Origin of the sequence: Shigella sp. FC1544, from assembly GCF_001722145.1 — a bacterium.
In the GTDB taxonomy this organism is placed as follows: domain Bacteria; phylum Pseudomonadota; class Gammaproteobacteria; order Enterobacterales; family Enterobacteriaceae; genus Escherichia; species Escherichia coli.
Window position 1 is genome coordinate 16278 of sequence record NZ_MECT01000210.1, and the last position, 15571, is coordinate 31848.

Here is a 15571-nt window from a genome sequence, read left to right on the forward strand (position 1 = left end):
GGAAATAAAATCACTATCGTGAATTAGCAACGCGTGCCGCCAATGGCTGTAATAAGTTGCCATCTGGCGCAGGTTTACGCAAAATGCCGCTCATTTATGAGTAAACCTTTCACTATTATTACGTTTTTTCAAGCTGGGACGCGCACGACACAGAGAATTAACTAATTGAAAAAATTAAAGATTAATTATCTGTTCATCGGCATTCTGGCACTGCTGCTCGCGGTCGCTCTCTGGCCATCCATTCCCTGGTTTGGTAAAGCCGACAACCGTATCGCCGCCATTCAAGCGCGGGGAGTGTTGCGTGTGAGCACCATTCATACTCCCCTGACTTATAACGAAATCAACGGGAAACCTTTTGGCCTGGATTACGAACTGGCGAAACAGTTTGCCGATTACCTCGGCGTAAAACTGAAAGTGACCGTGCGGCAGAATATCAGCCAGCTGTTTGACGACCTTGATAATGGTAACGCCGACCTGCTGGCGGCAGGACTGGTCTATAACAGTGAGCGGGTAAAAAATTATCAGCCTGGCCCTACCTATTATTCCGTGTCACAACAACTGGTTTATAAAGTGGGTCAGTATCGCCCACGTACGCTGTGCAACCTGACGGCGGAGCAACTCACCGTTGCACCGGGTCATGTGGTGGTTAACGATCTCCAGACCCTAAAAGAAACAAAATTCCCGGAATTAAGCTGGAAGGTAGACGACAAAAAAGGCTCTGCGGAATTAATGGAAGATGTCATCGAAGGAAAACTCGATTACACCATTGCTGATTCTGTCGCCATCAGCCTGTTTCAGCGCGTTCACCCGGAGCTCGCCGTAGCGCTCGATATCACCGATGAACAACCGGTGACTTGGTTTAGCCCGTTAGATGGCGATAATACCCTTTCCGCCGCCCTGCTCGACTTCTTCAACGAAATGAATGAAGACGGTACGCTGGCACGCATTGAAGAGAAATACCTGGGGCATGGCGATGATTTTGATTACGTCGATACGCGCACATTTTTACGCGCCGTCGATGCGGTACTGCCGCAGTTAAAGCCCCTGTTTGAGAAATACGCCGAAGATATTGACTGGCGTTTGCTGGCCGCTATTGCTTATCAGGAATCGCACTGGGATGCACAGGCCACTTCACCGACGGGTGTGCGCGGCATGATGATGTTAACCAAAAATACCGCGCAAAGCCTCGGCATTACGGATCGTACCGATGCCGAACAGAGCATCAGCGGTGGCGTGCGTTATTTGCAGGATATGATGAGTAAAGTGCCGGAAAGTGTGCCGGAGAACGAGCGGATCTGGTTTGCCCTCGCTGCGTACAATATGGGCTATGCGCATATGCTGGATGCCCGCGCCCTGACGGCAAAAACCAAAGGGAATCCTGACAGTTGGGCTGACGTAAAACAGCGTCTGCCTTTACTTAGCCAGAAACCCTATTACAGCAAGCTGACTTACGGCTACGCTCGTGGACATGAAGCCTACGCTTATGTCGAAAATATTCGTAAGTATCAAATTAGCCTGGTGGGTTATCTGCAAGAGAAAGAGAAGCAGGCTACAGAAGCGGCGATGCAACTGGCGCAGGATTATCCGGCGGTATCGCCTACGGAGTTGGGCAAAGAGAAATTTCCTTTTCTCTCGTTTCTTTCCCAGTCGTCATCAAACTATTTGACCCATTCTCCCTCTCTGCTGTTTTCCAGGAAAGGGAGTGAAGAGAAACAAAATTAATCCGTCGAGGATTGCGCTTTTTTCTGCGCTTTAATTTCCTGGCGGCGCATGCGAAAGAAGTCACTGAGCAACGCCGCGCACTCATCCGCCAGTATTCCTTCCGTAATTTCCACTCGGTGATTCATACCCGGATGATGCAGCACATCCATTAAAGATCCCGCAGCGCCAGTTTTCGCGTCACGCGCACCAAAGACCACGCGACCAATGCGACTGTGGATCATCGCTCCGGCACACATTACACATGGTTCAAGCGTGACATACAACGTGGCGTCGATCAGACGATAATTTTGCATCACCAGACCACCCTGCCGCAGGGCCATGATTTCTGCATGTGCGGTGGGATCATGGCGACCAATCGGGCGGTTCCAGCCTTCGCCGATTACCCGATTGTTATGCACTAATACCGCGCCGACCGGCACTTCCCGCTCATCCCAGGCACGTTTCGCCAGCGTCAGCGCGTGACGCATCCAGTATTCGTGGCTAAATTCGACTTCAGACAAAAAGAAAACTCCGGTTATAAAAGCGCGGCGCATTATACACGGACGCTATGCTTTACTCTATTCCAGTTGCTGGAGTTCACCGCGCGGGGTTACTCGCCAACGATGCTGACAGAAATAAAGCAGCGGATTGTCCTGATTACTGTCGCTATAGCCACTGTACAGCCGCAGCGGAGTGCCGATTTTGCGCTCCAGTTGTGCGACCTTTTCATGTCCCAGACAACGCATCGTCAATACCCAACCACCATAGCCACGCTGAATTTGGCTGGCGATAAGATTAACCCGCGGCAGCCAGGGCGTATCGAAATAAACCGCTTCAACCAGCGGCTGCGGAGAGCCGGTAATCAACCAGATATCAGCATCGGAACTTAACAGGTAGGTGGTTAATCGCTCCTGAACCAGCGGAAAGGCGGTAACATTGTCGCGAAACCAGCGCACGAAATCGGCCTGCAACGTCTGTAAACGTGCTTCGCTGTGACCAAAAGTGCACCCCCACAGAAGCAGACTCATCGGCCAGCGTGCCGCACGACCTTTTATCAATAACGCAATGGCTATAATCGGTAACAACGGCAGGACAAGTAACGCATTCAGCGGTTGGCGACGTAGTAAATAGCGCAGAAAACTGCCGAACATATCCTGCTGATGCAATGTTCCATCTAAGTCAAAAAACACCACACGACGCTCGTGAGTTGCCAAACCATACTCCTCTGGACTGAAACATCCTGATTAATTTTCGCTACTACATAGCCTAACAGATAGATCATCACTTTTCCGGCAACAATCGACCGCATCATGGCTAACTGGAATTTTTAATTCATGGCAATTAGCGGCAATGGAATATAAAATTCACTCGCGTGTGCCTCATATTGCCTGTTGTCGCCACTATTTCATCGCGAGGAAAGATATGAACGGCTTACTTCGTATCCGTCAGCGTTACCAGGGGCTTGCCCAGAGTGATAAAAAACTGGCGGATTATCTGCTGCTACAACCTGATACGGCGCGCCATTTAAGCTCTCAGCAACTGGCCAACGAAGCCGGAGTCAGTCAGTCCAGCGTCGTGAAGTTCGCGCAAAAACTCGGCTATAAAGGTTTTCCGGCGCTTAAGTTGGCGTTGAGTGAAGCGCTGGCAAGCCAGCCGGAATCGCCCTCCGTGCCCATTCATAACCAAATCCGCGGTGATGATCCGTTACGGCTGGTCGGCGAAAAACTGATTAAAGAAAATACTGCCGCTATGTACGCAACGCTAAACGTTAATAGTGAAGAGAAACTGCATGAATGCGTAACAATGTTGCGCTCTGCGCGGCGGATAATTCTGACCGGTATTGGCGCTTCGGGTCTGGTGGCGCAAAACTTTGCCTGGAAGCTGATGAAGATTGGCTTCAATGCTGCCGCAGTGCGCGATATGCATGCGCTACTCGCAACAGTACAGGCGTCGTCCCCTGACGATCTGTTATTAGCCATTTCCTACACCGGTGTACGACGCGAGTTAAACCTGGCGGCAGATGAGATGCTGCGAGTGGGCGGAAAAGTGCTGGCGATTACCGGCTTTACTCCGAATGCCCTGCAACAGCGTGCTTCTCATTGCCTGTATACCATTGCCGAAGAACAAGCGACAAACAGTGCTTCAATCTCTGCTTGTCACGCTCAGGGAATGTTAACGGATTTGCTGTTCATTGCGCTGATTCAGCAGGATCTGGAACTGGCACCAGAACGTATTCGTCATAGTGAAGCGCTGGTGAAAAAACTGGTCTGAGTAAATAATGCGCGTATAATGCCCGCCCGGTTTGTGTTGTTTTGAGAGTTTCCTTATGGCGTTGTTAATCACTAAAAAATGCATCAATTGTGATATGTGTGAACCCGAATGCCCGAATGAGGCGATTTCAATGGGAGATCATATCTACGAGATTAACAGCGATAAGTGTACCGAATGCGTAGGGCACTACGAGACACCAACCTGCCAGAAGGTGTGCCCGATCCCCAATACTATTGTGAAAGATCCGGCGCATGTCGAGACAGAAGAACAGTTGTGGGATAAATTTGTGCTGATGCACCACGCGGATAAAATTTAATATTCTACTCTGGAAGTAGAGTATTAATTATATTACTGGGAAGCCTTAACGCCATTATATTTATTTAATTGATGACATTAGCATAATCATTCACTAAGTTAATTTATATAGTATCTGCCAAGACACTTATTTATAGTTATTAAAGGCGCGTCCGATTGGTTCACCGGACGCACCTTAAGTACGTTTCCTTGTGTTATAAGAACAGAAGGATCAGCTGTAAAACAGCAATGATGATTTTGATGACCCGTTTAATCAGGTATCGGCAATCAGTCATTCGTTTTTCCTTAAACAAGGAATGCAGCCGTTCAGATTAGCCCTTACATCTCCCCAAAACTGAACGTGCGAGTTATTGAGGGTGCATGCTGCACTCCACACCAGAGCTTTGACGACACCACTCGTTTCAATGGGGGAATTCTGTGGCATGGTGTAAAGCACAGCAAAATCTTCAATAACGAAGCCAATTTTAATGTACTTACGAATTGGCGGTCACGTTAATCTTTCCATCAATATTGCTTTCTTCGTAAAGGCTCGAGTTTTTATGCTAAAGATTGCAAATTGCTTGTAAAAGATAAGTACACTGATCCATAATCGCTGTTGTTGAGGGTGCATGCTGCACAAAATTAAAGTTAAAAAGTAAAACCCCCGTTCCTTACCAGTTCGGGGGTTTTACTTTTTAAAGAGAACGGTATTATTTTAACTTTCAATAATTACCGTGGCACAAGCATAGTGGCGTTCATCTGCCAGCGTTACATGCATATTTACAACGCCGAGCTTTTCCGCCAGTTTTAATGCCTCACCCCATAGCCGTAGCCGTGGTTTGCCGAGCTCATCATTGAATACTTCAAATTGATTAAACGCCAGACCATTGCGGATCCCGGTGCCAAACGCTTTTGCTGCGGCTTCTTTCACAGCAAAACGCTTCGCCAGAAAACGCACCGGCTGGTGGTGCGTTTTCCAGATTGCCCATTCGTTATCGCTTAATACGCGGCGTGCCAGGCGCTCACCGGATCGGGCGATCACTGCTTCTATGCGAGCGATCTCTACGATATCCATGCCTAAACCTAATATTGCCATTAGCCACGCGCTTCCAGCATCAGACGCTTCATTTCTGCCACCGCATCTTTCAGTCCGGTCATCACTGCACGGCCAATAATGGCATGACCGATATTCAGTTCATGCATCTCAGGGATGGCGGCAATGGCTTTCACGTTGTGATAGGTCAGACCGTGTCCGGCGTTAACTTTCAGACCGAGACTAGCGGCAAAGGTCGCGGCTTTGGCGATACGCACCAGCTCTTGCGCCTGTTCGGCGTCAGTTTTGGCATCAGCATAGCAACCGGTGTGGATCTCGATAAACGGTGCGCCAACCTCTGCCGCAGCTTTGATCTGCTCTTCATCGGCGTCGATAAAGAGAGAAACCTGAATCCCGGCATCTGTCAGACGTTTGCAGGCATCGCGCATTTTTTCACGCTGCCCTGCAACGTCCAGGCCGCCTTCGGTTGTTACTTCCTGACGCTTTTCCGGTACCAGGCAGCAAAAATGTGGCTTCGTCTCAACGGCGATCGCCAGCATCTCTTCGGTCACTGCCATCTCCAGATTCATTCGGGTATCCAGCGTCTGCCGCAGGATGCGCACATCGCGGTCAGTAATGTGGCGGCGATCTTCACGTAAATGCACTGTAATGCCGTCCGCTCCCGCCTGCTCGGCAATAAACGCCGCCTGCACCGGATCCGGGTAAGCAGTACCGCGTGCGTTACGCAGCGTTGCAATATGGTCAATGTTGACGCCTAACAGTAATTCAGCCATGACAATCCTCATCATTCATAATGTGTTTTCACCGTTCGCTTAGGCATAAACTGCCGGAACAGTTCCCTGCTCTTTAATGGTTTACCGCCAAGATACGGCTTAAGCGCCATGCGGGTAAAGCGTTTCGCGGCGCGTAGTGTGTCTGCGTCAGGAAATTCCCGCGCGTTTAACGCTTTTAACTGCCTTCCGGTGAACGTTTTATTGTCGATAACGACGCTTGCGATAAACCCTTTTTCTTCGCGATAACGATACGTCATGGTGTCATCTACCGGCTCGCCGCTACCCGCGCAATAGGTAAAATTGACGCCATAGCCCAGATGCCCGAGCAGTGCCAGTTCAAAGCGGCGCAGAGCGGGTTCTGGCGTACCAGTGGCACCTGCAAGAGACTGAATGCAGTGCAAATAATCGAAAAAGAGTTCAGAGAAGCGCGTCTCGTATTCCAGTACGCGGGAGAGAAGTTCGTTGATGTACAGACCGCTGTAAAGCGTGATACTGCTTAATGGCAGCGCCAGCGAGACAGCTTCAGCACTGCGCAGCGTTTTGACTTCGCCACGCCCGCCGAAACGTAGCAAGAGAGGGGTGAAAGGCTGTAATGCACCTTTCAGAGTAGAGCGTTTAGAGCGTGCGCCTTTGGCAACCAGACGCACGCGACCCGATTCCTCCGTGAAGACGTCCAGCATCAGGCTGGTTTCGCTCCACGGGCGACTATGCAGGACAAATGCGCGCTGCCAGCCTTCCATCGGAGTGACTCTTAAAGATCGTCAACGTAACCGAGACTGCGCAGTGCGCGTTCGTCGTCGGCCCAACCGGATTTCACTTTTACCCACAGTTCAAGGTGGACAGGCGCTTCGAACATTTCCTGCATGTCTTTACGCGCTTCAATCCCGATGGTTTTGATCTTGGCCCCTTTGTTGCCAATAACCATCTTCTTCTGCCCTTCACGCTCAACGAGAATCAAACCATTGATGTCATAACCACCGCGTTCGTTAGAGACGAAACGTTCGATCTCCACGGTCACGGAGTACGGCAGTTCAGCGCCGAGGAAACGCATCAGTTTTTCGCGGATGATTTCAGACGCCATAAAACGCTGTGAGCGATCGGTGATGTAATCTTCCGGGAAGTGATGGGTCGCTTCAGGCAGATGCTTACGCACGATTGCTGCGATAGTGTCGACATTCAGCCCGGTTTCAGCAGAGATCGGCACGATATCGAGGAAGTTCATCTGACTTGCCAGGAACTGTAAGTGCGGCAGCAGATCGGCTTTTTCCTGCACGTTATCCACTTTGTTCACCGCGAGGATCACCGGCGCTTTGCCATCGCGCAGTTTGTTGAGCACCATTTCGTCGTCCGGCGTCCAGCGGGTGCCTTCAACGACAAAAATCACCAGCTCAACGTCGCCAATAGAGCTGCTCGCCGCTTTGTTCATCAGGCGGTTAATAGCGCGTTTTTCTTCCATATGCAGGCCAGGGGTATCAACGTAGATCGCCTGATACGCGCCTTCAGTATGGATCCCCACAATGCGGTGACGAGTTGTTTGCGCTTTGCGGGAGGTGATGGAGATCTTCTGCCCCAGCAGTTTGTTCAACAATGTGGATTTGCCAACGTTCGGACGTCCGACGATGGCAATAAATCCGCAGTAACTTTTATCGATGCTCATTCCAGCTCCAGTTTTTTCAACGCCTGTTCGGCGGCAGCCTGCTCAGCCTTACGACGGCTTGAACCTGTGCCAACCACCGGTTCACTCAGGCCGCTGACCTGGCAGTGGATAGTAAATTCCTGATCGTGCGCTTCGCCACGTACCTGGACTACCAGATAAGTCGGCAGCGGCAGATGGCGACCCTGCAAATATTCTTGCAAGCGCGTTTTCGGATCTTTTTGTTTATCGCCTGGGCTAATTTCGTCCAAACGAGTTTGATACCAGTTGAGGATTAATTTCTCGACGGTTTGAATATCACTGTCGAGGAATACGCCACCAATTAATGCTTCGACGGTATCGGCGAGAATTGACTCACGACGAAATCCACCGCTTTTAAGTTCACCTGGCCCTAAACGTAAGCACTCGCCTAACTCAAATTCGCGCGCCAGTTCCGCCAGCGTATTGCCACGGACCAGCGTGGCGCGCATCCGGCTCATATCGCCTTCATCCACACAAGGGAAACGGTGATAAAGCGCATTGGCGATAACGTAGCTCAGAATAGAGTCGCCTAAAAATTCTAAACGCTCGTTATGTTTGCTGCTGGCACTACGATGAGTTAATGCCTGCTGCAACAGTTCCTGATGATTAAAAGTGTAGCCCAGCTTCCGTTGAAGCCGATTAATTACGATGGGGTTCATGCGATACCAATAAATAAATGCGTCAACAATTCAGCACACGAAACAGACCTGATATACATGGCTCTGCTAACTGCTTCGCTGCAGTTTCAGTTTACCGGTATATGGGGACCAACGCTGTTTCGTGTGCCGTGGCAACCTGGAGGTGCCAACCTTAAACTTCGGGGGAATATTCTATACACAACGACGGGGGATGTCGTTAGCCACGGGAGATTTATCTCATAAATAATTCACGTTGTCGCCATAACGGCGACAACGTGAACGAAGATGGGCTATTAATGGATGCCGCCAATGCGACTTAAGCGCACACCTGTCGGCCATTCGCCTTCTTGCTTATCGAAACTCATCCAGATAGCCGTTGCCCGACCGACCAGATTCGCTTCAGGCACAAAACCCCAGTAACGGCTGTCCGCGCTGTTGTCGCGGTTGTCGCCCATCATGAAGTATTGTCCCGGCGGAACAATCCAGGTTGCCAGTTGTTGCCCTGGCTGCTGGTAATACATCCCCACCTGGTCCTGCGCAATCGGCACTGTCAGAATTCGGTGCGTCACATCACCCAGTGTCTCTTTACGCTCGGAAAGACGAATTCCATTTTCTTTGGTTTCGTTTTTCGGCACTTCAAAGAATCCGCTGGTCGCTTCCCCACCATTACGGCGTGAGAAGGTCTGAACGAAATCGCTCGGTTCCACGTTGGAGTAGGTGACCGGTAGCGCGTTTTCACACGCCTGGCCGGAACTGCATCCCGGTTGAATCGTCAGCTCTTTTGAGACCGGATCGTAAGTGACTTTATCGCCCGGTAAACCCACCGCGCGCTTGATGTAATCAAGCTTTGGATCTTCCGGATATTTAAAGACCACGATATCGCCGCGTTTCGGATGACCGGTTTCGATCAGCGTTTTCTGGTAGATAGGATCTTTAATGCCATAAGCAAACTTCTCTACCAGAATAAAATCACCGATTAACAGAGTCGGCATCATCGAACCTGACGGGATCTGGAACGGTTCATAAATAAACGAACGTACAATCAATACGATAGCCAGCACCGGAAAAACAGAAGCACCGGTTTCCAGCCAGCCAGGCTTCGGCGCAACCTTTTTCAGGGTTGCTTTATCCAGTGAGTCACCGGCAGCCGCCTGCGCCGCTGCCTGACGTTCCCGCCGTTTAGGTGCGAAAAAGAATTTATCCACGCACCATAAAATGCCCGTCACCAGTGTGGCAATCACCAGAATCAGGGCAAACATATTCGCCATGCCAACTCCTAAGGGTTATTTGTTGTCTTTGCCGACGTGCAGAATGGCGAGGAACGCTTCCTGCGGCAGCTCGACGTTACCGATCTGCTTCATGCGTTTCTTACCTTCTTTCTGCTTCTGCAGCAGCTTTTTCTTACGGCTGATATCGCCGCCATAACATTTAGCCAGTACGTTTTTACGCAGCTGTTTCACGGTGGATCGCGCAATAATGTGCGTACCAATCGCTGCCTGAATGGCGATATCAAACTGCTGGCGTGGGATCAGATCTTTCATCTTCTCCACCAACTCGCGACCGCGGTTTTGCGAATTATCACGGTGGGTGATCAGCGCCAACGCATCAACACGTTCACCGTTGATTAATACGTCTACACGTACCATGTCGGACGCCTGGAAGCGTTTGAAGTTGTAATCCAGAGACGCATAACCACGCGAGGTAGATTTCAGGCGATCGAAGAAGTCGAGCACCACTTCCGCCATCGGGATCTCGTACGTCAGCGCCACCTGATTACCGTGGTAAACCATATTGGTCTGCACGCCGCGTTTTTCTACGCACAGCGTAATAACGTTGCCGAGATATGCCTGCGGCAGCAGCATGTGACACTCTGCAATCGGCTCGCGCAGTTCGTAAATGTTATTTACCGCAGGCAGCTTGGATGGGCTGTCGACGTAGATAACTTCCCTTGACGTGGTTTCAACTTCATACACTACGGTCGGCGCAGTGGTGATCAGATCCAGATCGTATTCACGTTCCAGACGTTCCTGGATGATCTCCATGTGCAGCAGGCCAAGGAAGCCGCAGCGGAAACCAAAGCCCAGCGCGCTGGAGCTTTCCGGCTCATAGAACAGTGAGGCATCATTCAGGCTGAGTTTACCCAGCGCGTCACGGAAGGCTTCATAGTCGTCGGAACTTACCGGGAACAGACCGGCGTATACCTGCGGTTTGACTTTCTTAAAGCCAGGCAGCGCCTTTTCTGCCGGATTACGCGCCAGCGTTAAGGTATCGCCGACTGGAGCGCCGTGGATATCTTTAATCGCACATACCAGCCAGCCTACTTCGCCACATTTCAGTTCAGTGCGGTCAACCTGTTTCGGCGTGAAGATGCCCAGACGGTCGGCGTTATAGGTCTGCCCGGTACTCATGACTTTCACTTTGTCGCCCTTACGCAGGGTGCCGTTTTTAATACGGATAAGTGAAACAACGCCCAGGTAGTTGTCGAACCATGAGTCGATAATTAGTGCCTGCAACGGGCCTTCCGGATCGCCTTCCGGCGGCGGAATGTCGCGCACCAGACGTTCGAGAACGTCCTGCACGCCAACGCCGGTTTTCGCTGAACAGCGCACCGCGTCAGTGGCGTCGATGCCGACGATATCTTCAATTTCTTCCGCCACGCGTTCAGGATCGGCTGCCGGCAGGTCAATCTTGTTCAGTACTGGCACCACTTCGAGATCCATTTCCATGGCGGTGTAGCAGTTTGCCAGGGTTTGCGCTTCCACGCCCTGCCCGGCGTCGACCACCAGCAATGCACCTTCACAGGCAGCCAGCGAACGGGAAACTTCATAGGAGAAGTCTACGTGGCCCGGGGTGTCGATAAAGTTAAGCTGATAGGTTTCGCCGTCAGACGCTTTGTAGTCCAGCGTCACGCTTTGCGCTTTGATGGTAATGCCACGCTCACGCTCAAGATCCATGGAATCGAGAACCTGCGCCTCCATTTCACGGTCAGACAGGCCACCGCAGATCTGGATAATACGGTCAGACAGCGTCGATTTACCGTGGTCAATGTGAGCTATGATCGAAAAGTTACGTATATTCTTCATAAAGTATGATTATTGTGCCTTAATGCCCGGTTAACCAGGCTTTTAGAAGTCGCTGTTCTGAGCTTAACGTCTGTATTAATAGAAACGCCGCATTCTACACTACAACATTGAGGCGAGGAAATGTTCATACCGTATGGATTGTGGTATCTGGAAACGTCCTCGCATTTGTTATGCAAAATGCAACAAAGCCAGTGAAATCACTGGCTCGCGTCTTCCGAAGATGTTTCAAATCGCACAAGGCCAGGCGGCAATGCCACGCTTAAGATGATCGGTTGCCATTCTGCCCGGGCAGCAAACTTACGCGAGTAGCCGCGCGCAATCAGGAACCCGCCAATACCGCCGAGGACCGCACCACATAATGCTGCGACGTCAGAAGCAAAGAGTAGCTGAAATAGCGAAGCGATGAGGAATAATCCCACCAGCGGCGACATATAAACCAGTAATGCGGAGCTAAGCAGGCTGCCTTCGGCGATCCCCAATTCCACTTTTTGCCCCGGCACTAACGGTTCATCACAGGGTACGACAATGGTATGCGTGGTTTGCGGGCCAAGTTTATTCAACACGCGGCTACCGCAACCGGCGCGTGAAGCGCAGCTGCTGCATGAAGCTTTAACATCACAACTGACCAGCGCCTGCCCGTTTTGCCAGGAGACGACGGTAGCCCACTCTTTGATCATTGCGCTGCCCCGAACTTAATATTCTCGGCAATGCGTTTCGCCGTTTGCGGCGGCAGTTCACCGACAATGGTGATTTCGGCGTTATCACGTACGCTTGTACTGACGGTTCTGCGTCCGGTGCGCAACATCTGATCGGTGCTCGATGGCGTAGCGCGGTTAACGTTTACCGAGAAGCTGAATAATCCGTCAGAATAGAGACGTGATTCGATAGGCATGTTGTCCATCGTCGGTAGCGGACGTCGACTACTGGAAACTTCGCTAAAACCCTGTGGCAACCAGGTTGGCGTCCAGCTGAATTTAGCTTTTTCACCTACAGGAACAGAAAGCAACGGCGGCAAATTTGCCTTCGCCAGCGTCTGCATACTGCTGCTGATATCCTGATTGACGTTAAAAGCAATCACGCGAAATTGTTCCAGCGTTTCACCATCGCGATCAAGGAGATCAACCCGCATCGGTAATTTCGATTCGGTGTCCATCCACACGATGTAGCTGTAGCGTGTACCATCTCGGGCAACCACGCGAATGACTTCGCAAAGACGATCAGCAATACGCGTGCGCCCGACGGAGATAAAGTCGTAGTAAGGAGAAAGGCGTTTGAAATCGGTATAGATGAGCGATGGCAGAGAATCAACAATGTAATCGCCATTAAGCGTGAACGGTTCAAGTCCCGGTTCAAAATAGCTGATTTCATCGCCGCGCTGTACCACTTCCCGGCGCGGGCCATCCATTTGCAACAATTGTGCAAGAGGACGGTTATCGAGGCGTGCATGTCGATAACGCAGAGACTCAACACCCTGTTTATTGATGCTGATGAATGACAGCTCGTAATTCAGTGACTGACTGGCCAGGTTCATCTGCTGTAATAACGCCCCGGACGCGGGAGTGGCCGAGGCGTTAGCAGAGAATAACAGGCTACCTGTCACTAATGACATGGCAAACCAAAGTTGCTTCATTACTGCGATTGCGTTCCTAAAGTTTGAATTCCTGGCACCTGTACAGCGGCTTGCTGGGTTTGCGCCTGCTCAAACTGAAGCTGTTCAGAGTGGAGTCGGCGTTGCAGTTCGTAATCCTGCAACATTGCATTAATGCGACGACGCTGCTCCTGTACCTGCTGCTGTTGACCATTGTTTGCGGTCGCTTCAGAAGGTACTCCCAGGCTTACCGGGCTGGCTTTACCCATCATCGGCAGTGTATTAAATACCGGCGTTTCGGGCTGCTGGGACGTTTCAGATTGTCCATTATAGTGCTGGACGCCAACGATAACTGCAAGCGATACGCATGCTGCTACGCCCATTTGGGTAAGCTGTGCCGCCCACGGACGTACTTTCTGCCAGAATGGCATTTTCTGCCATTGATGCGGCGCAGGCTGGGCTTCCGGGATCAATGTCGCCGGTTGACGTACTGGCTCTTCTTCAATGGCGGCCATCACGCGTGAAGAGATATCGAAATGGAGCACCTCGGGAGTATCACCCCGCATTGAGTCACGGATTAAGTGATAGCTTTCCCAGGTTTTCTGCATTTCTGGGTTATGAGCCAGTTCGTTAAGCAGCTCACTATCCAGCGTTTCGCCATCCATTAAAGCGGAAAGTTGTTCTTTCTGCATGCCTAATACCCTTATCCAGTATCCCGCTATCGTCAACGCCTGATAAGCGGTTGAACTTTGTTATCAATAGCTTCCCTCGCTCGGAAGATACGTGAACGCACCGTACCTACCGGACAATCCATGATAGCGGCTATCTCTTCATAGCTCAGGCCATCCAGCTCCCGCAAGGTTATTGCCATGCGCAAATCTTCCGGGAGGGACTCAATAGTTCGGAAAACTATCTGTCTCAGTTCTTCTGACAACATTAAGTTCTCAGGGTTCGAAATTTCTTTCAACGCGCCGCCACTTTCGAAGTTTTCAGCTTCAATGGCATCCACATCACTGGAAGGTGGACGACGCCCCTGAGCAACCAGGTAATTTTTCGCTGTATTTACAGCAATCCGATACAGCCATGTATAAAAAGCGCTATCTCCCCGGAACGAATCCAGCGCACGATAGGCTTTAATAAAAGCTTCTTGTACCACATCGGGAACATCACCCGACGGCACATAGCGGGAAACCAGACTCGCCACTTTATGCTGATAGCGCACTACCAGTAAGTTAAAGGCTTTCTGATCTCCCTTCTGGACCCGTTCAACCAGGACCTGGTCCGTTAACTGCTCGCTCATCCGAGGTAAAGTCTCCCCAAACCAAATTTCCACGCGCTATCGAAACGCCACTCCATTAGCTGCAATTTGAGCAAGCAAAGGGTTAGAGTGTCTCGTTTTTGTAAAGTTCCGTAACGCATCTGTTTTTGTTTGTCATGCTGTAGACGGATCATTATCTATCATTATAAGTCTACAGAATCTGAACATCGCATTATCTGTGTAGAAATGCCCATTTAACTGCCTGAAGAGTAACCCAACGGCCTTTTTATTTCACCACCTAATCCTCCACCAGCCAGTAACTTCTCTTTTTCTCGCCGCCCTGCATCAGCGTGTTTAGCAACTGTAACAAATATTAAAATAGCAGGTGTTTATTCGCACAACATGATGCTATGCTGACCAAACCGTGTTTAGTAAATTAGACAAAGAAAATGAATACTCTCCCTGAACATTCATGTGACGTGTTGATTATTGGTAGCGGCGCAGCCGGACTTTCACTGGCGCTACGCCTGGCTGACCAGCATCAGGTCATCGTTCTAAGTAAAGGCCCGGTAACGGAAGGTTCAACATTTTATGCCCAGGGCGGTATTGCCGCCGTGTTTGATGAAACTGACAGCATTGACTCGCATGTGGAAGACACATTGATTGCCGGGGCTGGTATTTGCGATCGCCATGCAGTTGAATTTGTCGCCAGCAATGCTCGTTCCTGTGTGCAATGGTTAATTGACCAGGGGGTTTTGTTTGATACCCACGTTCAACCGAATGGCGAAGAAAGCTACCATCTGACCCGTGAAGGTGGACATAGTCACCGTCGTATTCTTCATGCCGCTGACGCCACCGGTAGAGAAGTACAATCCACGCTGGTGAGCAAGGCGCAGAACCATCCGAATATTCGTGTGCTGGAGCGCAGCAACGCAGTTGATCTGATTGTCTCTGACAAAATTGGCCTGCCGGGCACGCGACGGGTGAGGTGTACTGGCAATAGCGGACACTACCATTTGTTCTTTTTTTAAGCAGCCATCTGATGATATTTTTCCCTGAAGGCTGCCGGGGAGATATTCCCCAGACGAGAGTGACGACGCTGACGATTGTAGAAAATCTCAATGTATTCCCGTATTACTGAGATGGCTTCATCCCGGTTATTAAAACGATAGTGGCTCAGGCTCTCATTTTTCAGCGTTCCCCAGAAGCTTTCCATCGGAGCGTTGTCGTAACAGT

19 protein-coding genes and 1 pseudogene are annotated in these 15571 nt (G+C 50.6%); 4 read left to right on the forward strand and 16 right to left on the reverse strand.

All coding sequences use genetic code 11. The features are described 5' to 3' along the window. Positions 1 to 165 precede the first annotated feature (165 nt). The gene (gene mltF, locus BGK49_RS11910; RefSeq protein ID WP_000734235.1) at positions 166 to 1722 is read left to right on the forward strand and encodes a membrane-bound lytic murein transglycosylase MltF; all 1557 of its coding nucleotides are present in this window, start codon (positions 166 to 168) and stop codon (positions 1720 to 1722) included. Here mltF and tadA read toward each other — a convergent pair. Both tadA and yfhb read right to left on the reverse strand, forming a co-directional pair. Continuing rightward, complete coding sequence (tadA, locus tag BGK49_RS11915) at positions 1719 to 2222, reverse strand: tRNA adenosine(34) deaminase TadA (protein ID WP_001297409.1); 504 nt, start codon at positions 2220 to 2222, stop codon at positions 1719 to 1721. The genes mltF and tadA overlap by 4 nt on opposite strands. Before the next feature lie 57 nt (positions 2223 to 2279). After that, positions 2280 to 2915 (reverse strand): phosphatidylglycerophosphatase C, encoded by a 636-nt coding sequence (gene yfhb / locus BGK49_RS11920; RefSeq protein WP_000190655.1) that lies wholly within the window; start codon positions 2913 to 2915, stop codon positions 2280 to 2282. A 208-nt stretch (positions 2916 to 3123) separates the two neighbouring features. Here yfhb and BGK49_RS11925 point away from each other — a divergent pair, with 208 nt between their 5' ends. Together BGK49_RS11925 and yfhL are read left to right on the forward strand one after the other, a co-directional pair. Then, complete coding sequence (locus BGK49_RS11925; RefSeq protein ID WP_001013779.1) at positions 3124 to 3972, forward strand: MurR/RpiR family transcriptional regulator; 849 nt, start codon at positions 3124 to 3126, stop codon at positions 3970 to 3972. Positions 3973 to 4027: 55 nt separating this feature from the next. Next, a complete protein-coding gene (gene yfhL, locus BGK49_RS11930; protein ID WP_001196283.1) occupies positions 4028 to 4288 on the forward strand; it encodes a 4Fe-4S dicluster ferredoxin YfhL in 261 nt (86 codons plus the stop codon). A 193-nt stretch (positions 4289 to 4481) separates the two neighbouring features. On the opposite strand, the gene shoB is transcribed toward yfhL, so the two are convergent. The 13 genes from shoB to rseD all read right to left on the reverse strand — a co-directional run bounded on the left by shoB (position 4482) and on the right by rseD (position 14529). Then, positions 4482 to 4562 carry a type I toxin-antitoxin system toxin ShoB gene (gene shoB / locus BGK49_RS11935; protein WP_000128776.1) on the reverse strand — a complete coding sequence of 27 codons (81 nt, stop codon included), beginning with the start codon at positions 4560 to 4562 and terminating at the stop codon, positions 4482 to 4484. Between the two features lie 419 nt (positions 4563 to 4981). After that, entirely contained in the window at positions 4982 to 5362 is a 381-nt protein-coding gene (acpS, locus tag BGK49_RS11950) for a holo-ACP synthase (RefSeq protein WP_000986019.1), read from the reverse strand. Next, the gene (gene pdxJ, locus BGK49_RS11955) at positions 5362 to 6093 is read right to left on the reverse strand and encodes a pyridoxine 5'-phosphate synthase (protein ID WP_001364795.1); all 732 of its coding nucleotides are present in this window, start codon (positions 6091 to 6093) and stop codon (positions 5362 to 5364) included. Before pdxJ ends, acpS begins: the two co-directional genes overlap by 1 nt. An 11-nt stretch (positions 6094 to 6104) precedes the next feature. Then, the gene (gene recO, locus BGK49_RS11960; protein WP_000399408.1) at positions 6105 to 6833 is read right to left on the reverse strand and encodes a DNA repair protein RecO; all 729 of its coding nucleotides are present in this window, start codon (positions 6831 to 6833) and stop codon (positions 6105 to 6107) included. Positions 6834 to 6844: 11 nt separating this feature from the next. Continuing rightward, positions 6845 to 7750: a GTPase Era gene (era, locus tag BGK49_RS11965; protein WP_000020737.1), complete on the reverse strand. Its 906-nt coding sequence runs from the start codon at positions 7748 to 7750 to the stop codon at positions 6845 to 6847. Next, entirely contained in the window at positions 7747 to 8427 is a 681-nt protein-coding gene (rnc, locus tag BGK49_RS11970) for a ribonuclease III (protein WP_001068342.1), read from the reverse strand. The genes era and rnc overlap by 4 nt, the downstream gene beginning before the upstream one ends. A gap of 272 nt (positions 8428 to 8699) precedes the next feature. Next, complete coding sequence (gene lepB, locus BGK49_RS11980; RefSeq protein ID WP_000002542.1) at positions 8700 to 9674, reverse strand: signal peptidase I; 975 nt, start codon at positions 9672 to 9674, stop codon at positions 8700 to 8702. A gap of 15 nt (positions 9675 to 9689) precedes the next feature. Continuing rightward, a complete protein-coding gene (lepA, locus tag BGK49_RS11985; RefSeq protein WP_000790168.1) occupies positions 9690 to 11489 on the reverse strand; it encodes a translation elongation factor 4 in 1800 nt (599 codons plus the stop codon). Between the two features lie 197 nt (positions 11490 to 11686). Next, positions 11687 to 12166 (reverse strand): SoxR-reducing system protein RseC, encoded by a 480-nt coding sequence (rseC, locus tag BGK49_RS11990; RefSeq protein ID WP_000589070.1) that lies wholly within the window; start codon positions 12164 to 12166, stop codon positions 11687 to 11689. Continuing rightward, on the reverse strand, positions 12163 to 13119 hold the full coding sequence (gene rseB / locus BGK49_RS11995; protein WP_000812031.1) for a sigma-E factor regulatory protein RseB: 957 nt from the start codon (positions 13117 to 13119) through the stop codon (positions 12163 to 12165). Before rseB ends, rseC begins: the two co-directional genes overlap by 4 nt. After that, positions 13119 to 13769, reverse strand: a complete 651-nt coding sequence (gene rseA / locus BGK49_RS12000) for an anti-sigma-E factor RseA (protein ID WP_001168459.1) — start codon at positions 13767 to 13769, stop codon at positions 13119 to 13121. The genes rseB and rseA overlap by 1 nt, the downstream gene beginning before the upstream one ends. Before the next feature lie 32 nt (positions 13770 to 13801). Beyond that, positions 13802 to 14377, reverse strand: coding sequence for an RNA polymerase sigma factor RpoE (rpoE, locus tag BGK49_RS12005; RefSeq protein ID WP_001295364.1), 576 nt, complete (start codon positions 14375 to 14377; stop codon positions 13802 to 13804). After that, positions 14374 to 14529 (reverse strand): rpoE leader peptide RseD, encoded by a 156-nt coding sequence (rseD, locus tag BGK49_RS29365; protein ID WP_001303621.1) that lies wholly within the window; start codon positions 14527 to 14529, stop codon positions 14374 to 14376. Before rseD ends, rpoE begins: the two co-directional genes overlap by 4 nt. 255 nt (positions 14530 to 14784) lie before the next feature. Between rseD and BGK49_RS12015 the strand changes: the two are divergent. Next, positions 14785 to 15321: pseudogene (locus tag BGK49_RS12015) on the forward strand (FAD-dependent oxidoreductase); the annotation flags it as partial. Between the two features lie 41 nt (positions 15322 to 15362). Here BGK49_RS12015 and BGK49_RS12020 read toward each other — a convergent pair. Beyond that, a partial coding sequence (locus BGK49_RS12020) for an IS3 family transposase (protein WP_001073957.1) occupies positions 15363 to 15571 on the reverse strand: 209 nt, incomplete at its 5' end.